The following is a 22101-nucleotide window of genomic DNA, read 5'->3' as shown; positions in this document are numbered from 1 at the left end:
GTTGTTCAATGAACAAAAGAGAATATAAATAAAGAAAAAAATGACCATGGCGGAGACTGTGTAAAATTTTGTGTATAGAAACCTCCTGATTAGGGTAAGTAAAAACTAATCAGGAGGAATTTTTATGCCAAGAAAAAAACAGAAACAAAAAGAAGCAAAATAGCAAACATGTTAAAAAAATTAATGAAAGACCTAAAAGCAGTGTACAAAGTACCAACAGAAGACTTAGACTTAACAAATTTAGACATCTTTAAAGAAAAATGGGGTAAAAATACCCAATGTGTGTAAACTTTTAGAAAAATAACTTGGCAGAATTATTCACATATTTTAAATATCCATAAGGAATAAGAAAACTAAGATACAACAAACGCCATGGAAAACTTCAATAGGCAATTAAGAAAAGTTACTAAAAACATGACAATATTTTCAAATGACTACGCACTACAAAAAGCTTGTATCTAGCAATGGTAGATGCCTCAAGTAAGTGGACCTATAGGATCCGTCGCTGGGACTAAATCTTATTCCAATTATCAATATTTTTTGAAGGAAGTTTTAATTAAGATAAAAACTTAGTATGAAATCGGCTGCAAATTTCATGAAAATTCGACAGTTTATTAAGCCCAAGTAAAATTAAGACAAGCTCCATTCCTATAGGAATTGACAAATATTGATACATAAAAAATGTATTAACCCTTATCCTTATATCAGGATTTAGGTTTATGCACAAAATTATTTACAGATTCAAAAAATTTGACAGTACCAATTATTTTTGTACTTTGATTTAGATAGTCTTTCTAAAAATCTTTCGAAAAAATATATTTTCAGAACTTCTTGCGACTTTAAAATTTTCTTCTCTGCTAGGCTTTTTATCTTGCCCTTTATACTCTCGATATTAATCACGATAATGCCTCCATATATTTCCTAATTTCATCTTCTATTTTTTAAATAGTCTACTGTATTTTATGAGTCGTCTTAGATTTTTATTTGGTGATTTAAAGTATCTTTTTATGGCTTCTGTGAAAATCTGCTTATCTATTTTTTTCTCTGTCGATTATTATATCGCAAATTGTTAGATCTATATCATAAACTGGAATAAGATTGCCTTGTGGTGATTTTATTTTTGTCTTTCCTTTTTCTACTTTAATTGATACATTTTCAAGTATCATTTGTTATTTGATTTTCTTTGTTAAATTTCTTGTTTCAAGCATAATTTCCATATATTATTCCTCCATTTCTTATGTAATCAATTCTAACAATAAAAAATAACCAAATTATAATTACGGTATTTTTTGAAAAAATATATAAACTTTGAAATGAGCTTTGAAAGAAGCAATCACAGTAAATGTACGGACACTTACGAAAAAATTAATGGAGCAGACCTTTATGGCATGCTCCATTTTTTTATTTTTTACCTTGTTAGGGAGAACCCTAAGACCTCTACATCTCTAGTAAGTATTTTGGGGTTCTTGTTAAGCTCTAATATTTATTTTAAAATAAGTTGTATAATTGACCTAGGGCGACCTTGTCTACTGGATCACATGAGATTTTCTTTCCTTCAATTGTTACTTCATAAGTTTCTGGATCTACCTTAATGTTTGGAGTTTCGAAGTTTAGTTTCATATCTTTTTTGCCGATGTTTCTACAATTATGAACAGGTAGTACCATTCTTTTTAGGTCCAGCTTTTCTTTTATGCCTGCTTCATAGGCTGCTTTTGAAACGAAGGTCATGCAAGAGTTTCCGATTCCTCCGCCAATGGCTGCATACATTCTTCTATATATAACAGGTTGTGGTGTTGGTATGGATGCGTTAGGATCTCCTGATGGTGCCATTATTATTAACCCATTTTTTAGTATTTGTTTTGGACGAACTCCAAAGAATTTTGGCTCCCAAAGGACTAGGTCTGCACGTTTACCGACTTCGATTGAACCAATATATTCAGATACTCCATGGGCTATGGCTGGATTTATAGTGTATTTGGCTACATATCTTTTAGCCCTAAAGTTATCGTTATTATTTCCTTCATCTTCTTTAAGGGCTCCACGTTGGTCCTTCATCTTTGATGCTGTTTGCCATGTTCTCATGACAACTTCTCCTATCCTACCCATGGCTTGAGAGTCTGAAGACATTATTGAGAATACTCCCATGTCTTGGAGAACATCTTCTGCAGCTATTGTTTCCGGTCTAATCCTTGAGTCAGCAAAGGCTACATCTTCTTCTATGGTTTTGTCAAGATTGTGACAAACCATAACCATATCCAAGTGCTCATCTGATGTGTTTATGGTAAAAGGCATGGTTGGATTTGTTGATGCTGGAAAGACATTATTAAATCCTGCTGCAACTATTTGATCTGGTGCATGTCCTCCTCCTGCTCCTTCAGTATGGAAGAAATGTATAGCTCTACCACCAATAGCATCTAGGGTATCTTCGATTGTGCCGCCTTCGTTAAGGGTGTCGGTATGGATGGCAACTGCAATATCGTACTCATCAGCAACTTCAAGGCTGGCATTTATAACGGCTCTTGTTGCTCCCCAGTCTTCATGAATCTTTAGTCCGCAAGCTCCTGCTTTTATTTGTTCATAAAGTGGCTCTTTGCTTGAGCAGTTACCCTTACCTAATAATCCAACATTTACTGGATATCCTTCGACTGATTTTAGCATAGCTTCTAAGTGGTTAGGGCCTGGAGTACAGGTTGTAGCATTTGTTCCATCAGCAGGGCCTGTTCCGCCTCCGATAAGGGTAGTAGTTCCTCCTGCTAGAGCGGTATTTGCTTGATCGGCTGATATAAAATGAACGTGGGTGTCAATTGCTCCAGCGGTTACGATTTTATTTTCGCCTGAGATTATCTCAGTGCTTGCCCCTATTACAAGACCAGGGTTGACATTATCGTTCATATCAGGGTTACCTGACTTGCCTATTCCTGTAATAATACCATCCCTAATTCCTATATCTGCCTTGTAGATACCAGTATAGTCTAGGATAATCGCATTTGTAATTACTGTATCGCAAGTTCCTGAGGCATAGCTTGCAGTTGAAGATTGGTTCATACCATCTCTTACAGTCTTACCACCACCAAAGATTGATTCATCTCCATAAATTGCATAATCTTTTTCTATTTCTATTATAATATTTGTATCTGCTAGTCTAACTTTATCGCCTGTAGTTGGCCCATACATAGACCCGTATTTTTCTCTTGAGATTTTAAATGACATCTATTCCTCTCCATCACTATTAATATTAGCGTAGCCTTTTTGAACTAAGTTTTTCATGGCTTCATCTTTTTTTATATCATGGGCTACACCATTTGTGAGTCCGTTAAAGCCGATCACCCTTCCATTTCCGCCGATATCTATTAATCTAACCCTATGGGTTTGACCTGGTTCAAATCTAATAGCATTTCCTGCAGGAATGTCTAGCTTTTTGCCAAAGGCCATGCTACGATCGAATTTCAAAAATCTATTCACTTCAAAAAAATGAAAATGAGAACCGATTTGTACGGCCCTATCTCCAGTATTTGTTACTTTTATTTCAATAGCTTCGAAATCTTCATTTAAAATTAAATCTTCGTCTTTATAAAAAATTTCACCTGGAATCATTTTTGCCTCCTACACTATTGGTTGATGAACTGTTACAAGCTTGGTTCCATCAGGAAATGTGGCTTCTATTTGTACATCCTTAATCATTTCAGGGACACCTTCCATGACATCATCCCTAGTTAGAATCTTCCTGCCTTTTTGCATCAAATCTGAAACAGTCTTGCCATCACGAGCCATTTCATAAAGCTCGGCACTGATTAGAGCGACTGCTTCAGGATAGTTTAATTTAAGTCCACGTTCTTTACGCTTTCTGGCAACTTCTCCAGCTGTAAATATCATCAAGCGTTCAATATCTTTTGGTACTAAATGCATATCCTTCCCCCTTTTTCAATTAAATAATCTATTATTTCTTTTTCACATTCTATTAGATCCTGGCCCATCTTGCCCAAAATCCTGATTTGAATATCATTTCTAAAACTTAAACTTGCCCCACCTTTTAGGCCTCTTTTTTGGCTATGCTTTTCAATTATTTTGCGGATTTCGCCAATGTTATCTTCATTGGAAAAATTTATAGCAACCATAGACAAAAAGTGGTCATAGCCTTCCATCAGGCCAAGTTCATTTATCTCTTGTTCTCTTGGCCTTATGAGGTTTTTTTCGGTGTAAATAAGTTTTTCATCAAGATTGATATCTAGATTAGTCTTGTAGCTTTTAAATTCAAAACTTTCACCCCTGCCAACTCTACCAGCTACAAAGCAGTTAGAAAAAATAAGCCTAGCATCTTTTTCTAAATCGACCTTGATAACCTCCCTAAAATCTGCATCCTTGTAGAGAATCATGGGTAAAAGTTTAAAAATAAAGTCAGACTTTTCTTCTCCACGAATTTCGACCCTACGACTTGCGAAAGAATCCTTATTCATCTTATAAACTTTTTCGTATGATTGAGAAGAAAGCAAGACCTTGCTATTCTTTTTTGCATAGAATTTTTCTTCTTGCACATCGCCTTCCAGGATACCTGGGCTTGAGCTCATAATCATAGCCTTGGTAAAGTCTCCATATTTAAATGTATGCATAAGTAGAAATGGTGGCGAATTGTAGATATCTTTTAGGATTGTTGTATCATCCTTATTTTCAAACTCTAAATATAATCTGCTGGCTCTTGCGTATGTTTTTTTCATTATTTTAAATCTTCTAATAAGACTTGCTTTCTTATCCAGTCATAGACCTCATTTAGGCCATCGCCATTTTTGATATTAGTAAAGATAAATGGACGATCTCCTCTTTGGGCTAGGGTATCCTTTCTCATAGCTTCAAGGTCAACGCCAACATAAGGAGCTAAATCTTTTTTGTTTATGATAAGAAGATCTGATCTTAAAATTCCTGGGCCTCCTTTTCGTGGTATATCCCCACCTGCAGCTACATCTATTACAAAGATGGTGGCATCTGCAAGGTCAGGACTAAAGGTTGCTGATAGATTGTCTCCACCACTTTCGATAAAGATTATTTCTATATCCTTAAAATTTCTGACTAAATCCTCACAAGCTTCAAGGTTCATAGAAACATCATCTCTTATAGCTGTATGAGGACATCCTCCAGTTTCTACTCCTCTTATCCTATCTCTTTCAAGAATCCCCTGATCTTTTAGGTAGTTTGCATCTTCTTCTGTATATATATCATTAGTAACTACTGCTACCTTGTAATCTTTTTTGAATTCTTCTACTAGTTTTTCTATCAAATGTGTCTTTCCGCAGCCAACAGGGCCTGCGACACCGATTTTTACGTAATCCATAAGCCTCCCTAAGACATATAAAGTCTTGAATATAATACTTCATGTTGCATTGAAGCAACTTCTACACCTGGATATGAAGTAAAATAATACTCCTCATCCAATTTATCTATCTTTGTAACTAAATCTATTATCAAATCATATATTTCATATAAGATTTTCTGCCCATCAAACTGGCTGATAGGAACAATCTTAACCGCTGTAATAACTAGATTCTGTGCCATATTAAAAGCAAAACTCAAAAGAGATGCGGTCAAATCAATATCAAGACTTGCTGTAATTAGAGCATAGGCGACTGAGTGATGGATGATAATGTCATTTTTCTTATGATAATCTAGGTAGTCATAGTATTGTTCTGGCATAGCTATGTCCATCTTATGAACTGTCGATATAAGTCTTGAGCCTAACTTCTCTGAAGCTTCCCTTAACTCTTTTTGGCTTTTTTGAGCCTGTAATCTTATATTTAGATCTAAAAGATCATCTTTTTTCCCTTCTATAAAATAATTGTAAGCTAGATATACAGCTAAAAGGTCATTATAATAGAAGCTAGTTTTTAAATAGTTTATTAAATATTTTTTTGTATCTTTCGAATCTTTAATCAAATTCTTTAGGATATAATTTTCAAGTCCATAAGAATGAGAATAAGAACCTATAGGAAATTGACTATCATTTAATTGAAGGAGGATGAGCTCTTCTTCATATTTTTTTCTATTCATGGTGATGGTGGTGATGATTGTGGTCGTGATCGTGATCGTGATGGTGATCATGATTGTGGTCGTGATCGTGGTCATGGTCGTGACTATGATGATCTACTACTTGACCTTGAGGTAGAATTGCCATCAAGTTGTTTTTTGGCAATAATTTAGCCATGACCTTATCCATCTTTATCCCTTCTACAGTCTTTAGCATATCTTCCAGGGTCTTCTCATATGGTGTTATTAAAGATTCGCCATCTTCTGACCAGTATAATTTTGCATGACGATTGCCAATAATATATGCCAAGTTGACAAAGCTCTTAGCCTCATCCATAGAAAGCTTTAAGCATTCTAGCTCTTCGATATTGATAGCATAGACTACATTATTTTCTCTATAAATTATATCTCCATGCTTTAGACCTCTTTGTCTATCTTCTTCAGAAAGCTTTAGACCCAAATCCAGACCCTCATATTCAAATCTTTGAATTTTCTTGTGGGCATGGTCGTAAGGCATATTAAGCCAGTTGATTATTAAATTTTCTTCATTTATATCAAAAACATTTCCAATAATTTTTTCTATTATCACTTTATTCACCCCTTTTTTACAAACTTAATAGTACCCCTTAAAACAAAAAAAACAATGATTTTGCATTTTATAAAGTGTAATTTTCTTTATTCTACTTTTTGAAAACAATCTTAGCTAAATTTCCCAGACAAAAACCGCATATAGAATACATCCATATACGGTTAATTTTTCATAGGATAATTAACAATACCTCCCAAATTGTAATTATAACAAAGAGACCCCAGGTTTTCATGATGATTATATTAAAAAACTCAAATAGTAAGAAATATAAATCCAAGAACTAGTATCTAAATCAAGAATGTTCTCAATGAATATATCTCCTGTTCTTCCACAAATGATAAGGTCTGGTCTATATATTTCAGCTTGTTTTTTATATATTCTCTATCATCTTTTGCAAACTTATCTATCTCAGAATCATTTGAGGTTGTCTTTCCAGGAGTCTTTTTTAAGTTTATAACAGAAATAGGAGCAAGATATTTTTTCCTATCATATTTATCTAAATCTTCGACCGTATCAAAATCTATATCGTCCCATTGCAATCCTGTGAATTGCATATTATATTTCCTAAATTAAATTGTGTGCCTCAATCATCTGTAAATTCAAATAAATCTTCTACGCTAACATCAAACACTTTTGCAATATCCATAGCTAATTTTAATGACGGATTATATTTTCCATTTTCAAGATGTACAATAGTTTCTCTTCTGGCATTTACCATTTCCGCAAGTTCAGATTGTTTATATTTTTTCTTTTCTCTATATTCCTTAACTTTTGTTATTAGTGCCACAATTATACCCCTTTAGAATCCATAATTATAAACATAATCGTACGAAGTATTGTAATTGTAATTACTGTTCCAATAATTAGCCATCCCATCAACGCTGTTGAAATTCCGTTTACATGACCTAAAATCCCTCCTAAATATGCTATAATAACCATTAACACGCAAAAAATTTTTAAGCATATTGAATCACATCTGTGTAGATTTTTTTCCGCAAATTCATCAAAGTATTCTTTCTTATACTTTTTTACTCTAAAATAATGCACTATCAGCATCAAAAATAGAATAAAACCCCAATAGCTTGAAAACTGTTGGTATTCAGGCTGATAGTCGCTTCTGCTCCACAACCAGTAATATCCCGCAATTAAAATTGCAATAATAATTTTTGTTGCAACAACTTCTCGTATAGATACTTTGTTTTTCATGTCAAATTCTCCTTACGTATAATTTCAAGTGATATATTTCTAACTTAATGTTATTAACATATCACACAAAAAACTTGATGTCAATGCTTAAGTTATAAATATTTCACTTTTGTTTTTTATTGGTCTAACTCGTTCTGTTTTACCTGTGATAGTCGTTTTTCTTGTTCCTGTAACGGCTCTATGCAAGTCTTAACTTTTTCTGCTTGTTCAACTTCTTCTCATATCCCTAATATTTGATTGTAAAGGTTATTTTCTCTTTCTTCATAGTGGCAAGTTACGATTTCCATTGGGATATATATAATATCTTGCTTTCTCCTAAGTATTCTTTCAGATATTTCTTAAAAATTTTAAATAAAATAAGTTATGCAGTATGCTAATTGTAAAAATCTTCCTGTTTATTTTTTTTAATTTTCGCTCATTATTTTTAGTGTTTCTTTAAATTCTTTTGTCTTTTTTGCTTTTTCTAGTAGGATTTTTATTTCTTCATATGTTAATTCTTCTGAATTTTCTATCCCTGATTAAGAATTTGGTTGATTTTTATTTACCAACACGATTTGACAAAGAGCCTTTTAATATTTTCTTTTCTTGATTTTTCAGTTGTCTTAATCTTTCTTCTGTATCGTCAATTTTATCTTTTATTTTTTTGACACTTGTCTTATTTGTTCTAATTTTTTCATATAAAACTCCTTTCTTGTATTAAAAAAGAGATAACATTTCTGCTATCTCTTCCTAAGTTTCACTATTAAATTTATATAATACTCTTTTCGATAATATCTGATACTTCCTTTTGTATAGATTCTATCTTTCTATCTATTCCTTTTTGTTGCATGATGTGATTTTGTATCTCTGAAATAATTTTCTTCTGTTCATTTTTACGACATTAGGATGAAATAATAAATATTTGCTAGTAAATTTTATTCAATATTATAGACTTGACTTGTTTTTTATTATTGTATATAATGATAATGATAATTAAAATTATTTGAAAGCGAGGAATAAAATGACAAAATTAAACACATATCTTGCAAATCTTGCAGTACTAAACATTAAAATCCATAATCTACATTGGAATATCGTAGGCTCTCAATTTGTATCTGTACATGAGTATCTTGAATCTGAATATGATAAGGCTGGTGAAAGACTTGATGAAGTTGCTGAGCTTATCAGAATGTCTGGAGAATTTCCAGTTGCTAATCTAAAAGAATATTTAGAAATTTCTACAATCAAAGAGATTAAAACTTCTAAAGAAGTATCTATTAAAGAAGCATTAGAAATAGTCCTATCTGACATAAAACTTCAAAAAGAACTCGCACTAGAGATTAGAAAAGAAGCAGATGAAGCTGATAATTTCCCTGTAGCTAATGTTATGGAAAATCATATAGAGGACTATAACAAACAAATTTGGTTTGTGGAATCAAGCCTTAAATAGGCAAAATTAACTTTTGCAGAACTTTAAATTACTGTCATCCTATAATTATGGTCTGTAAATAATTTTGTGTATCAACCTAAATCCTGATAAAAGGGCAAAGGTTGATACATTTTTTTGTGCCAGTATTTAGCCATTCCTATAGGAATGGTTCTAGATATGCTCACATTCATTAAATTTAAGTTTCTTTCACTTATATTTCCCTCTAACCTATCTTCATATAACTGTTCATGGCTTATATCTATTTCTGATAATTGGTTCTTTTTAAGCTACAGCCCCTTAAAACAAATATCCAAGAAGTTGAATTGAACATTACAAGTTATGAATTTTTAGTTAAACCAAAACGATCAGTAAATATGCCAAAATTAGGCTCACGAAAAAGAAGATTATAATTTTTGTAACCTGATTTTTCGCATTAAACCCAAAATTATCATACCCCTTAGCACCAACCGTCTCTGGGTAAACTTTAGTCGGCAATTTTAACTTGGTAAGCATGAGATAATCAAAAAAGATAATATCAAAAAGCTTATATCCTTCAAATAGTATTAAAAATCTAAAAAAGGCTTGCTGAAAAGTTAAACTAAATTTTACTGTATCAACAATTGCCCAGACTAGGACGGCTACAATGGTTAGCAATCCAAGTATCATGATAAGTCCGCCTAATATATTGACCCAAATCGGTTTATCTGGCAACTTACTCATCATAGCTTTGATATCATCGGGTGCACCGAAATGCTTCGAGCCAAATTTCGGTATAATAAGTATAAAATTCACCATCATAATTGATGCTGTTAAGCAGATGATTGTTAACATGCCAAGTGTTTTCATCAATTTAGTTTACCTCCTCTTTATCTTATTATACTAGGTGTTTTTTTTAATTCTTTTGTCTTTGTTGCTTTTCTAGGATTGCTCCTCTTGTTATTAGCCTATGAGTTCTTTCTTTTCTTCTTTTTACTATATCTTGTTTTAATATCTTCTTTTCTTGATTTTTTAGTTGCCTTAATCTTTCTTCTGTATTGTCTATTTTATCTTTTATTTCTTTTGAATCTTGTCTTATTTGTTCTAATTTTCTCATACTTATCTCCTTTCTTTAAAATAAAAAAGACGACAGAATTATTACTTTCTATCGTCTTGTATCTTTAGTATTTAGTTTTATTTAGCTCGACAAACTGGTATTTGTTAATTTGTAAATCTTAACAAATACCCATTGGGATCTTGAATTAAAAACTCTATTTGCATTTCTTCTATTTCATTAACTTGATATATGTTTATGGTTAGTTCTCTGTATAATTCTATATTCAAATTATTCACTAATTGATACAGTTCTTCAATATCATCGACAGCTATTGAAAAATTTATTCCTCTTCCTAAAGGATATACTAGCTCACCTATATTCCAACCATCATCATGAATTTGTTCGAACATAAACTGACTTTCTTGAAAAGACATGAAAACGAATTTATCTTCAACACGTTCATATTCAATTTTAAATCCTAATTCACTATAAAATTTTTTAGTCAGATTAATATCAAAAACTGATAATTCAGGAATCATCCTACTAAAATCCATATTCCCTCCTTGACAAATACTAATTTATCCAAACCGCTTTAATTTTATCATTTATCAATTCAATAAACGCTATCACAGTTACTCCTACTATCGGAAGTCCGTAAGGACTAAATAGGAAACCAATAACCAAGCCAAAAATACCTATTCCGACTTCTCCTTGAATAAAAGAAGATAACGCCCAAAATGATCAGAACACCATAATGATATACAACAACGCCGTTCCAATACCAAGTAGGAATGTAATAAATGCAGAAAGTCATATGCTGTCATTCTTTTCTATTAAATCATTTTGAAGTGTCTCAAAGCATCCATGATGGCTTCTTCTTTTTCAGGTGTACACTGTGGAATAATTTGTTTCTCCTTTTTAGACTTGTTGTAATGTTCTCGTAATTCTATTCCACATTTCTTTTTTATCTGTGCAATATATAATGTCGAAACTTTTAAATCAAATTTATTCCAAACATATTCTTTGATTTGAGCATATGTTGCCTTACTTTCAGCACTTGTCAAATCAAGCTCATCCAGCTCAATTACAACGTCTATATGCTTATCGACATCGAGTTTGGACAAAAGCGCTACCGTCTCCACATGCGTTGTCTTTTGCTTGGAAACATAATTTTTTATCCTCGTCATTCTTGTAGGAACACAATTTATTAATGTCATCGTCTTTGGCATTTTTTCTTTTATCTTTAAAGTTATTAGAATCTTGACTATCTTTAACTCCTGTTTTGAAATAGAATGTTAAGTCATAAGGATGAACTGTTCCGTCTTTATCAATTCTACCCACTACGACTTTATCAACTATGCTTTCAAATATTGTTCTATTAAATTCCTCTATAATTTCTCTATTCTCTAAGACCTTTTTAAATTGCTTTAATCTTTCTTTAATAGAGTTTTCATCTTTTATCGTTAGCTCTAGGGTTTTCTTTTCCTCAAGTAATTCTTCTTTTTGTTTTGTCAGTTTTTTATACTTTTTAGCATAAACTTCTTCGTCTATACTATCTTCCAAATGAAGATCAACTAACTTTCTTTCTTGACTAATGATTCTATTTAATTGATTTTCTATTTTTTTCAAATCTTTGACTAAAGTATTATCATTTATTTCTTCTTCTACAATTTTTAAAAAGTCATCTATTACTGTTGAATCTGCATGGCATAATTGCCTATAGCTTTCAACAAATGCTTTTTTTATTGCTGCTTCTTGTATTCCTTTTGAATGAGGACAATATTTTTTACCTTTTTTAGTTGATCTTACACACTGCCAATTAATTTTTTTGTAAATTGAACTTGTGTGCCAAGTTCTTCTTGAAAGTATTTCTCCACAAAATCCACATTCCAGCATACTAGAAAAAGCGTATTGTCTTGATAGTTTTTCTCTTTTTCTATCCTTGTTAGCAATAGTGTTTCTGTTTTGTGCTCTCCTGAGTCTAATCTCTTGTGCCTTTTCAAAATCTTCTTTTGATATAATTGGCTCATGATGATTTTCAATATGGTATTTATCAGATTCTCCAAAATTCGCTAGTCTTCTTTTTGTTATGGGATCAACTGTAAAGGTCTTTCCCATTAGTATATCTCCAATATACTTTTCATTTTTAATTATTCCTAACACTGTAGTATCAGACCATTTTGTTTTACCTCTAGGGGTGAGATATCCTTGTTCTTCTAGTTCCCTACCAATGACCGAACCACCATTGCCTTCTAAATATCTTTTAAAGATATATCTGACAATTTTAGCTTCTTCTTCATTTATAGATATACTTTTTGTTGTAGGGTCATAATCATATCCAAGACAACCTTGAAAACCAATAAGTTCCCCTTTTTCCATTTTCATTTTCAGTCCTTTTTTTACATGGGCTGAGGTATTTTCTACTTCTTGTTGAGCTACTGAACTTAATATTGTTAGTAATAGCTCTCCATCCATTGTCAAAGTATCTATATTTTCTTCTTCAAATACTACACCAACATTGTTTTCCTTTAATAGTCTTACATACTTTAAGGTATCTAATGTATTTCTATCAAATCTTGATATAGATTTTGTTATTATCATGTCTATATCTCCATTTTGACAATCGCTTATTAGTCTCATGAAATCAGCTCTCTTACTAGCAGTTGTTCCTGTGGTTGCTTCATCTGCATATATACCAGCCAAAGTCCAGTTCTTATTATTTTTTATTAGATTTGTGTAATAATCAACTTGCGATTTATATGATTCAAGTTGGTCTTTACTATCTGTACTTACTCGACAATATGCTGCAACACGTTTTAAATCTAAATCTAGTGCATTTCTATTTCTTGCTCCAGTATTTGAAGCTTTTATTACTTTTACTTTAGTATTCATTTTACCTCCTTCCCATTTTGTATCTTTCTACAGTGTTATTATATCACAAGATTAACTACTTTCTATTCATCTTCTTATAATCATTTTCTAACCTGTTCATAATTTTTGTATATTCCTTATCATTAATTAATTTAAGATCATAAAGTCTACATAACATAGCAACTCTCATGCTATAAATCTTTATTGCTTGCATTTTAACCTCCTATATAAGTTAATTTTTTACCTTGATAAGTGAATTAAATTTGAAATATGCTAATCTCACATAATCAATTTCAAGAATATTCACACTTCAAAGTATTTTGATTTTTATAGAAAGATGACAAAATACCCCTCACTTTATATAGTGAAATTTGCCCTCTTTGGTAACCAGAATTTTTATTTTTTTATAGTATTTTTGAGTTTCAATGATTAATTTAAGCATAAAAAAATGAGGACTTATGCTACTAGGCATAAATCCTCTAATCTAAATTTTCCTGTTCAAAGACTTTAAATATTTCTTTCTATTAATTATTTAATTTCCATGATTCTGCCTTAGCCTTTGCATTGATAAGATCAGAATAAAGTCCATTATTTTCAATCAATTTTTCATGATTTCCACGTTCTACTATTTCTCCATCTTTTAAGACTAGAATCTGATCTGCATTTCTAATGGTTTTTAGTCTATGGGCAATCATAATTACTGTCTTATTTTTTGTTAATGTTTCTATTGCTTCTTTAAGTTTATCTTCATTTTCTGGGTCAATATTTGCAGTTGCTTCATCAAAGATAATTATATCTGCATATTTTAGCATGGCTCTAGCTATGGAAATTCTTTGTTTTTCTCCACCAGATAGGCTTGCTCCACCTTCCCCAATAATAGTGTCATATCCTTCTGGTAAAGCTTCTATAAATTCATGGCACCTCGCCTTCTTTGCAGCTTCTACAACCTCTTCATGGCTTGCATTTTGTTTTCCAAATTTTATATTGTTTTCAATAGTGTCTTCGAAGAGATAGACGTCTTGAAATACCATGGAAATTGAATTCATAAGGTTTTCTATCTTATAATCCTTAATATTCTTTCCACCTATTAAAATTTCTCCAGAATTTACATCCCAAAATCTCGCTATTAGATTACAAAATGTTGTTTTACCAGATCCAGATGGACCAACTATGGCAGTCATGGTATTTTCTTTTATCTCTGCTGATACATTTTTTAAAATTGGTCTATCATCATAAGAAAAGCTTACATTTTTAAAGACTATATCATGATTTTTTATAGGCTCTGTAATACTACCTTCTCTCATATCAGGCATAGAGTCGATAAAACCTACAGAATCTATGGCATTTTCGCAAGCTCTTAGGATTGCCATGTTTGATCCTGCACCGATTAGTCCTTCAAAGATTATAAAGGATGCCATAATCATAAGAATTGTTTCGGCAAGCGGAAGTTCACCAGATAAATTTAATTTTAGAGATACATAGACCATAGCTACTGTTGTTATTCCCATTACAATTCTTTGAATAACTGTGTATGGTGCAACAGATTTTTCTAGGTCTAAGAGTATTCTTGATGTATCTTTTATAGACTTTCTCAAAGCCCTGTTATTTTCTCCACCAAGATTATAGGATTTTATAACCTGCATACCTTGTAAAGTTGCCAATACTTCTTTTGTAAGTCTTGTCTGCGTTTCTGTCATCTTGTCTGCATTAGCTGATGATTTTTTCTCCATCATTGATGTAACTATAAAGAATACTATTACACCTGCTACAGCAACAAGTCCTACCTTTACATTAAAAATTAAAGTTCCAAGGACAAAAACTAAAGTATTTAAAACTCCACCAAGTACAAGAACCAAAAGCATAGGCACCCACATTTCTGCTTGGGAAAGTGATGATGTGGCAATAGTAGTTAATCTTCCTAGTGAAAAGCTTGAAAAGAAACCCATAGGAACTCTTTTTATTTTTTCTCCTATTTCTATCCTCTTATGAGCTGCCATAAAATATCCAGCGTGTGTTTGTGCCATTTGTGATGATTTTTGTGTCATTATCTTTCCAACAAGGGATATAACTAATATTCCAAGACAAACAAAGATAGCCTTATAATCTAAAGTTTTAGAGAAGATATTTACTAGCATATAGTAAATTGCTCCAAACTCAAGGGCATTAAATACTGCGTGGAAAAATCCAGCAAGAATAGATTTCTTAATATTTGCCTGTTCTTCTTTTGAAAAACTCCATATCTTTTTAAACACTTTAAGCATTTTCATCACCCCTTAAATTTGCAGCATACATTTCCTTATAAAGCTCTGATGACTTTAATAGTTCTTCATGATTTCCATAAGAATTTAATTTGCCATCTTTAATAACAAATATCCTATCTGCATCAACAATTGTCTTTAACCTATGAGCGATTATTATTAAAGTTTTACCCTTAACTAGATTTGCCAAGGCGTTTTGTATGAGAGCTTCATTTTCAGGATCTATATAAGAAGTTGCTTCATCTAAAATTACGATTGGTGCATTCTTTAGCATGGCACGAGCAATAGATATTCTTTGTCTTTCTCCTCCAGATAGATGACCTCCACCTTCGCCAACTCTTGTATCATAACCATTAGATAGGTTCATAATAAAATCATGGCAGGCAGATTTTTTACATACATCTATAATTTCTTCGTCAGAGGCATTCTTATTTCCAAGCCTAATATTTTCCTTTATAGTCATATCAAATAGGAAATTGTCTTGGGATACAAAAGAAATAAGTGAAGACAAGTTTTCGAGCGACACATCTTTTGTTTCTACTCCGCCAATTTTAATAGATCCCTTATCTACATTCCAAAATCCAGCAATAAGTTTTGCTATTGTGGACTTACCTGACCCAGAAGGACCAACGAGTGCTGAAACATTAGATTCTTTTATTTCCATAGAAAGATTATCAATGACTTTCTTTTTTCCATCGTAAGAAAAGTCGACGTCTTGAAGTTCTATATTATAGGATTCTATTTTTTCTCCCTTGTCGATATTTTCTAACTCTCTTGAATCTAAAATCTTTCCTATTTCAGAAGTTATAGTTGATATTCTTGACATATCATCCATATAGTTCATGATTTTTAAAATGCTAGAAACTGTAGCAAAGGATAAGACGATTAAGGTAATTAAATTTCCTAAATCAATACTTCCATTTATATAAAATAAAATCCCAAAGGGTATGATTGTAATAATTCCCATAGGAGAAAGTAATCTACCTATGGCAACCCTATTCATAGATTCACCCATCCAGTTATAATAAAAGCTTGCATTGTCATAAACGCTATCCGCATATTTTTTATAAGATGATTCGCTTTGATTAAAGGTCTTTATTACTTCTATCCCATTTATATACTCAACAATGGAATTATTCATATGTTGACCAATGGCAACTGACTTTCCAAACATTTCCTTATAATGAGCATTCATAACAGACATCATGGTAGCCATTCCTACCACAAATGGAATTAGTGATAATAAAGTTAAACGCCAATCTAATGTAAACATGTAAATAAACAATAGAATAGGTCCTACTAAATTTGCAGTAAATTCTGGCACTAAGTGGGCAAGGGATGTTTCCATAGAATCAACTTGCTCAACTATAATATTTTTTAATTCCCCTGAAGATCTTGAAAGAACATCTCCCAGTGGCATCTTAAATAATTTTTTGGAAATATCATTTCTAATTTCTCCTAAAGAATTAAAAGTTGCAGTATGGGAAATACTTGTTGATATTCCTGCTGCCACTTCTTTAATAACAAATGTTATTAAAATACTTATACAAAGTGAAGTATATAAACTCGTATCGCTTACGCCATTAATCAAATTTACAATTATTTTTGCCATATAAATATAGGAAAAAAGACCAGCCACCACCCCAACTGTTGCAAGTAGGACGGATATAAAATATGAGCCTTTTCTTTTATTTACATATTCTTTTACTAAATTCACTTTAAAACCTCCTTTAGTAATATTTTTAAATAGTTTATTATATTTTTTTTATTTCAGAGGGCATTCTATTAAGCTCTCCAATCATCATTGCTATTCCAGCTAAAATCATAATTAAATCTACAAGAGGTTCTGCAAACCATACTGCTTTAACTCCAAATATCATTGGTAAAATAATCATGGCAGGTACGAATAAAAATAACTGTCTTAGCATTACTATTATGCCGGCTTTTTTAGCGTTTCCTATTGATTGGAAGAATGTTATAGTCATTACCATTACTCCATATAGGATAAAGATAGAATAAAATAGTCTAAAGTTTCCTATTCCCTGAGTTATAATACTTTCTTCTACTCCAAATAAAGACAGAATATTCTTTGAAAATGCTAATGCTGGTATCCAAAATATTGATGCAAGAACTAATCCTCCGATAGAAAATACTTTCATAGCTTCTTTTACTCTGTCGTATTTTTTCGCTCCAAAATTTGTACCAACTACAGGTTGTAAACCTTGACTCATTCCCCAAAGTGGAATGAATGAAAAGGCATATATTCTAAGTGTTGCTGCCATCAAGATAGCATTTGTATCTCCGCCATATTTAAATGACATTTTATATAGCATTGTTTGTTGAATCATAAATAAAATTTGCATCATCATAGCAGATGACCCTACGCCAAACATTTCTTTTTTTATTTCCTGATCAGGTTTGATTTTATTTATTTTTACTGCTTTACTTTTATATTTGAAGTAATGGAGTGTTATTATCGCTTGAACAAATTGTGCTGTAATAGTTGCAAGTGCAGCCCCTTCAATTGCATATTTTCCCATTAATTTCATTAGAATGGGATCAAGAATTATGTTTAAAAAAGCTCCTAGCCCCATAATGAGCATTGCTTTTTTCATTAATCCTTCTCCACGCATAACCATGTTTGCTGATTGAGTAAAGTTTACAAATAAAGAACCAATGAAAATCACGCGTAAATATCTGATACCATATTCTTTAATTTCACCACTTGCCCCAACCATATCTAAAAAATGTGGTGCAAGTATAATTCCACCTATTGTAATAATTGATGAGAATAAAATAACCCAAAAGATTAAATTCCCCATAATTTTATCAACTGTTTTTTTGTCGCCCTTTCCTATAGCTCTTGATAAAACTGATGCTGAACCTACGCCAATAAGTGTAGATACACCACTATTGAAAAATGTAAGTGGCATAGCTACACCACAAGCTGTCATTGCTGTTTGTCCTATAATATTTCCTGCAAATATTCCATCCATTAATGGATAAAGACCTATTACTATCATTCCTATTACAGCAGGAATAGATAATTGAAAGAGTAAATCTATAGGTCTTTTTGTTAATAATTGTTCTTTCATATCTTGTTTCAAAAAATCAACTCCTTACACAATCAGTCCATCTTTAATAAATTTCAAAATTTCTTTTTCATGTCCCTGAATATTCACTTTCTTGTATCTATCTCCTCCAAGCATTAACACAGAATTACAAACTTTAAAAATAAGTTCTATATCATGAGTTATTATGGCAAAAAGATATATTTTTGAATATCTTTTTATTATTTCAGAAATATCATTCATTCTCTTGTAATCTAAACCTGACGTAGGTTCATCAAGAATTATTAGTTTTCTACCACTTAAACAAGCAGTTAATAGAGCAAGTCTTTGTTTTTGTCCACCAGATAGATTTTGTGGATGGTCATACCTATTTTCCCAAAGGTCAATATGTTTTAATTCGTTTCTAAGTCTATTTAAATATTCATCGTCATTAATTCTATCTTTTTGTAAAAGCTCATTTTCCACCGTATCAAAAAACATTTGGTATTCTACATCTTGCATCATATAATAAGAGTTTCTTAATCTTTCTTTTTTATTTCTCCCAAAGCTTGTCTTGCCTTTAAAGTTTAATAAACCAGCTAAGGATCTTGCAAGAGTCGTTTTACCTACTCCATTTTTACCTATAATCGCCATTATCTCATTTTCATATAAGCTTATATTTAAATTTTTTATTAATTCTTTTTTACCAGTAGAAATATCAGCTCCTCTTATATCCTCAACTACATTTTTGGAATTATCAATATTTTCAGATAGCAAAAAATTATAGTTAGTTGTTCTTAAAGAGTAATTTTTACAATCCTCTTCTGTTAATTCACCTTTTTTAAAAACTTTTTCGATTTTACCATCTTTCATATACAAAAAACGATCATATAAATCATTTAAATAGAACAATCTATGCTCAGATATTATTATCGTTTTTCCTAAGGATTTTAATTTTTCAAGAATATTCTTAAGTTCGACTATTCCCCTATAGTCTAAATTTGATGATGGTTCATCAAAAAAAATTATTTTAGTATCATAAACAAGAGTAGATGAGATAGCAACTTTTTGCTTTTGTCCACCTGATAAAGAATTGATATTTCTATATTTTAAATTTTCAATTCCCATCACACTCAAAGAGTCATCAACTCTTTTCTTTAATTCTGAAAGCTCCATTCCTAAATTTTCTCCAACAAAGGCAAGCTCATCCTCAACAATATTTGCGAAAAACTGATCTGTTGGATTTTGAAAAACATTTCCTATATACTTTGCCAATTCTCCATTGTTATATTGCGAAATATTTTTTCCTAAAATAGATACTTGTCCATATAATTGTCCTTGATAATGATTCGGAATTAAGCCATTTAATATTCTTGTTAGCGTAGTTTTTCCACAACCAGATAAACCACTTATAACAACAAGTTCCCCTTCTTTAATATTTAGCTCTATATCTTTTAAAATTACCTTATCATTTCCGTCATAAGAGAATTTTTTAATATCTGCTTCTATTACATTCATATTGACCTCCACAATAAGAAAATAGCTAAAAGTAAGAATACGATATCAAAAAATTTAAAAGTTATTTTATGATAATTAGTCCTTTCCCCTCTATATTCTGCTCCTTTAGATATAATAGATGAAGTCAAAGTTTCACTCACTTGCAAACATTTATAGATAAGAGGGATGAAGTAAAGTTCAAAAGACCTAACAGGATGGAGGGGACTTAATCTTAGCCCCCTTACCTTCATGCCATTCTTTATTTCTTTAATCCTTAACCCCATCTCTGATATAAACTTCATTCCTATCACTATGCTTAGAGCAAACACATTTGGAATGTGTAAAAACTTAAGTGAACTCATCATTTTAAGTGGTGATGTATTCACAAGAATACCGCCAATAATAAATATCGGAAAGAGTTTTAATACGATTTCTACAAGACCTAAAATTGCATTTCCACCTATTCCTAAGTCTATAATAGTTAATGTTTTGCCAACAATTAACAAGATAAGAACTGTTGCTAGTTGTTTAATAAATTGTTTTAAGGAAAAAGTTAAGGTTAGAAACATTGATATTCCTATCATAATATAGTAACCAATATCATCTGTTATAAATAATATAATCGAAAACGCTAAAATTAAAACAAATAAGATTATAGGATTTACAAGACAGTTGTCATCTCTCCTTATGTTTTCCATTACAATATTCCTGATTTTTTACTCTTTTTAAAAAACTTATTATTTATATATAATCCAAATCTTCCTGCTATTAATACCAAGACGATATTAATGCCTATTGAGATTAGCATTGCCTTTGGTGTAAAAAAGGCATCCATAAAGGCAGCCTGTTCTTTTGTAAATACGCTAAAAACTTCAACAATTTTTTCTGGTCCAAGTAGTCTTACAAATGTCATTGCGTGCATTGAAATAACAAACATTCCAGCAGATAATGCTAAGGCAACTCTATTATCATTTTTATAGTTACCTATAATTAATTCTGCTACAATAGCTGCGATGGCATTTACTATAAGCATTGGCCAATATCCACTTAATGCATAAAATACACCCAGCAACATGAAAAATATAAAAGCTATTCCTCTTTTTTGTAATTTTTTAGCCATAATTATAAATGGCGGAGCTACTACAAAGGAAGAAAATCCTGCCGCTATATATAAGGATAAAGTTCCTAACATTCCTGTGGCCGTTGATACAGCCATGTTTAATATAAACGCCACTACTGTAAAAATTGTAACTTGTACGATATCTTTTAATTTCATATAAACCTCCAATTTAAGATATGTTTTTTCTTTCTGAGTAAACCCTAAGATTTACTTAGCATTATTATCTAAGATAATTCCTATCATTTTTTTTAATGCAAGTTTGTTCTTCACAAAATTTTCTCTTGCATTTAGAACTTCACAACCTAGAATAAATGTGTTAATAAAATCAGTTATTAATTCAATAGCTTCACTTAATTCACCTCTTACATCTTCATCAAATAACATTAAAATACTATCAGATGATGATTTTTTTAGTTTCTTATATAAGTCTTTTAACTTATCGTCATGATTTAATTCCTGCAAAAACATTGCATAAATTGAAACATAGTCACTCTGATATAGCATTTTTTCTAAAATAATCTCAGATAAAACTTCGCTAAAATCCTGACTTGTTTTATTCATCTCATCATAGATTATCTTCTCTCTGTATTTATTTCCTTCTAACATAATGTCGTATAAGATTTCATGCGTAGAACCATAATGATGATACAAGCCACCTCTAGAAAGCCCAGTAGCTTCCATAATGTCATTCATAACGGTATTTCTAAATCCCTTATCCAAAAAAACTTTAATAGCTGCTTGTCTAATCTGCTTTTTTCTTTCATCAGCTTCCATTTTCATTTCATAAATAACCTCCAAACCGACATACTTGTCGGTATTATTGTATCAACTCTGATAATCATTGTCAATAGCTTCGCTTATACTTCTTTATTAATTTCTTTAAATGCGGTATAATTAACAGAAATTAATAAACGCTTAACGCTTATAACTTTAATAGACCAACTAAGGAAGTCAATAGTTATTTTAAAAATTTTTTTAAAAAATTTTTCAGTCGCAGAACTTAAAAATGTGCATAGCAAATAAACCTCATATATTTTCATTTTTTGAGGCAACACTT

24 protein-coding genes and 4 pseudogenes are annotated in these 22101 nt (G+C 31.3%); 1 reads left to right on the top strand and 27 read right to left on the bottom strand.

Translation table 11 applies throughout. The annotated features are described in order from the left end of the window. Positions 1-759: 759 nt before the first annotated feature. The 12 genes and pseudogenes from NH288_RS09545 to NH288_RS09490 form a co-directional block, all read right to left on the bottom strand. Positions 760-900 (bottom strand): annotated as a pseudogene (locus NH288_RS09545) (nucleotidyl transferase AbiEii/AbiGii toxin family protein); the annotation flags it as partial. Then, positions 897-1136 (bottom strand): annotated as a pseudogene (locus NH288_RS09540) (transcriptional regulator); the annotation flags it as partial. The pseudogenes NH288_RS09540 and NH288_RS09545, both read right to left, overlap by 4 nt. Before the next feature lie 352 nt (positions 1137-1488). Further along, a complete protein-coding gene (gene ureC, locus NH288_RS09535) occupies positions 1489-3210 on the bottom strand; it encodes an urease subunit alpha (protein ID WP_106460481.1) in 1722 nt (573 codons plus the stop codon). Continuing rightward, positions 3211-3594, bottom strand: coding sequence for an urease subunit beta (gene ureB, locus NH288_RS09530; RefSeq protein WP_265214930.1), 384 nt, complete (start codon positions 3592-3594; stop codon positions 3211-3213). Positions 3595-3603: 9 nt separating this feature from the next. Further along, on the bottom strand, positions 3604-3906 hold the full coding sequence (locus tag NH288_RS09525; RefSeq protein WP_265214928.1) for an urease subunit gamma: 303 nt from the start codon (positions 3904-3906) through the stop codon (positions 3604-3606). Beyond that, on the bottom strand, positions 3897-4712 hold the full coding sequence (locus NH288_RS09520) for an urease accessory protein UreD (RefSeq protein ID WP_106460483.1): 816 nt from the start codon (positions 4710-4712) through the stop codon (positions 3897-3899). The genes NH288_RS09525 and NH288_RS09520 overlap by 10 nt, the downstream gene beginning before the upstream one ends. Then, positions 4712-5323, bottom strand: coding sequence for an urease accessory protein UreG (gene ureG / locus NH288_RS09515; protein ID WP_265214926.1), 612 nt, complete (start codon positions 5321-5323; stop codon positions 4712-4714). Before ureG ends, NH288_RS09520 begins: the two co-directional genes overlap by 1 nt. Before the next feature lie 8 nt (positions 5324-5331). Then, complete coding sequence (locus tag NH288_RS09510; RefSeq protein WP_265214925.1) at positions 5332-6036, bottom strand: urease accessory protein UreF; 705 nt, start codon at positions 6034-6036, stop codon at positions 5332-5334. Beyond that, complete coding sequence (locus tag NH288_RS09505; RefSeq protein WP_265214923.1) at positions 6029-6601, bottom strand: urease accessory protein UreE; 573 nt, start codon at positions 6599-6601, stop codon at positions 6029-6031. The genes NH288_RS09510 and NH288_RS09505 overlap by 8 nt, the downstream gene beginning before the upstream one ends. A gap of 287 nt (positions 6602-6888) precedes the next feature. Next, positions 6889-7155, bottom strand: coding sequence for a hypothetical protein (locus NH288_RS09500; protein WP_265214921.1), 267 nt, complete (start codon positions 7153-7155; stop codon positions 6889-6891). A 29-nt stretch (positions 7156-7184) separates the two neighbouring features. Beyond that, positions 7185-7388 (bottom strand): helix-turn-helix transcriptional regulator, encoded by a 204-nt coding sequence (locus tag NH288_RS09495; protein ID WP_002843027.1) that lies wholly within the window; start codon positions 7386-7388, stop codon positions 7185-7187. A 2-nt stretch (positions 7389-7390) separates the two neighbouring features. After that, positions 7391-7807, bottom strand: a complete 417-nt coding sequence (locus NH288_RS09490) for a hypothetical protein (protein WP_207047697.1) — start codon at positions 7805-7807, stop codon at positions 7391-7393. A gap of 1000 nt (positions 7808-8807) precedes the next feature. Here NH288_RS09490 and NH288_RS09480 point away from each other — a divergent pair. Further along, complete coding sequence (locus NH288_RS09480; RefSeq protein WP_106460489.1) at positions 8808-9236, top strand: Dps family protein; 429 nt, start codon at positions 8808-8810, stop codon at positions 9234-9236. Positions 9237-9566: 330 nt separating this feature from the next. On the opposite strand, the gene NH288_RS09475 is transcribed toward NH288_RS09480, so the two are convergent. From NH288_RS09475 to NH288_RS09405, 15 genes and pseudogenes are all read right to left on the bottom strand, one after another. After that, on the bottom strand, positions 9567-10061 hold the full coding sequence (locus NH288_RS09475) for a hypothetical protein (protein WP_265214915.1): 495 nt from the start codon (positions 10059-10061) through the stop codon (positions 9567-9569). Positions 10062-10107: 46 nt separating this feature from the next. Continuing rightward, complete coding sequence (locus NH288_RS09470; protein WP_410035363.1) at positions 10108-10308, bottom strand: hypothetical protein; 201 nt, start codon at positions 10306-10308, stop codon at positions 10108-10110. 104 nt (positions 10309-10412) lie between these two features. Next, a complete protein-coding gene (locus NH288_RS09465; protein WP_019116047.1) occupies positions 10413-10802 on the bottom strand; it encodes a bleomycin resistance protein in 390 nt (129 codons plus the stop codon). Positions 10803-10821: 19 nt separating this feature from the next. Next, positions 10822-11058: pseudogene (locus NH288_RS09460) on the bottom strand (CD1845 family protein); the annotation flags it as partial. Positions 11059-11081: 23 nt separating this feature from the next. After that, positions 11082-11399: pseudogene (locus NH288_RS09455) on the bottom strand (23S rRNA (uracil-5-)-methyltransferase RumA); the annotation flags it as partial. Further along, a complete protein-coding gene (locus tag NH288_RS09450) occupies positions 11350-13140 on the bottom strand; it encodes a recombinase family protein (protein WP_265214910.1) in 1791 nt (596 codons plus the stop codon). The gene NH288_RS09450 and the pseudogene NH288_RS09455, both read right to left, overlap by 50 nt. Positions 13141-13195: 55 nt before the next feature. Further along, positions 13196-13333 (bottom strand): hypothetical protein, encoded by a 138-nt coding sequence (locus tag NH288_RS09445; RefSeq protein WP_265214908.1) that lies wholly within the window; start codon positions 13331-13333, stop codon positions 13196-13198. Positions 13334-13643: 310 nt separating this feature from the next. Next, positions 13644-15380 carry an ABC transporter ATP-binding protein gene (locus NH288_RS09440; protein WP_265214907.1) on the bottom strand — a complete coding sequence of 579 codons (1737 nt, stop codon included), beginning with the start codon at positions 15378-15380 and terminating at the stop codon, positions 13644-13646. Then, a complete protein-coding gene (locus tag NH288_RS09435; protein ID WP_265214905.1) occupies positions 15373-17094 on the bottom strand; it encodes an ABC transporter ATP-binding protein in 1722 nt (573 codons plus the stop codon). The genes NH288_RS09440 and NH288_RS09435 overlap by 8 nt, the downstream gene beginning before the upstream one ends. A 37-nt stretch (positions 17095-17131) precedes the next feature. Beyond that, a complete protein-coding gene (locus NH288_RS09430; RefSeq protein ID WP_265214903.1) occupies positions 17132-18484 on the bottom strand; it encodes an MATE family efflux transporter in 1353 nt (450 codons plus the stop codon). A 12-nt stretch (positions 18485-18496) separates the two neighbouring features. Continuing rightward, entirely contained in the window at positions 18497-19945 is a 1449-nt protein-coding gene (locus tag NH288_RS09425) for an ABC transporter ATP-binding protein (RefSeq protein WP_108830956.1), read from the bottom strand. Then, positions 19942-20622 carry an energy-coupling factor transporter transmembrane component T family protein gene (locus NH288_RS09420; protein WP_012291072.1) on the bottom strand — a complete coding sequence of 227 codons (681 nt, stop codon included), beginning with the start codon at positions 20620-20622 and terminating at the stop codon, positions 19942-19944. Before NH288_RS09420 ends, NH288_RS09425 begins: the two co-directional genes overlap by 4 nt. Continuing rightward, positions 20622-21200, bottom strand: a complete 579-nt coding sequence (locus tag NH288_RS09415; RefSeq protein ID WP_005956598.1) for an MptD family putative ECF transporter S component — start codon at positions 21198-21200, stop codon at positions 20622-20624. The genes NH288_RS09420 and NH288_RS09415 overlap by 1 nt, the downstream gene beginning before the upstream one ends. A gap of 51 nt (positions 21201-21251) precedes the next feature. Then, on the bottom strand, positions 21252-21824 hold the full coding sequence (locus NH288_RS09410; RefSeq protein WP_041250625.1) for a TetR/AcrR family transcriptional regulator: 573 nt from the start codon (positions 21822-21824) through the stop codon (positions 21252-21254). A gap of 77 nt (positions 21825-21901) precedes the next feature. Beyond that, positions 21902-22101: hypothetical protein (locus NH288_RS09405; protein ID WP_265214894.1), on the bottom strand; the 200-nt coding region annotated here is incomplete at its 5' end.

This window comes from Anaerococcus sp. NML200537, assembly GCF_026131715.1.
Classification (GTDB): Bacteria; Bacillota; Clostridia; order Tissierellales; family Peptoniphilaceae; genus Anaerococcus; species Anaerococcus kampingae.
Note: the sequence above shows the minus strand (reverse complement) of the source record. Positions and strands in the feature narration are given on the sequence as shown.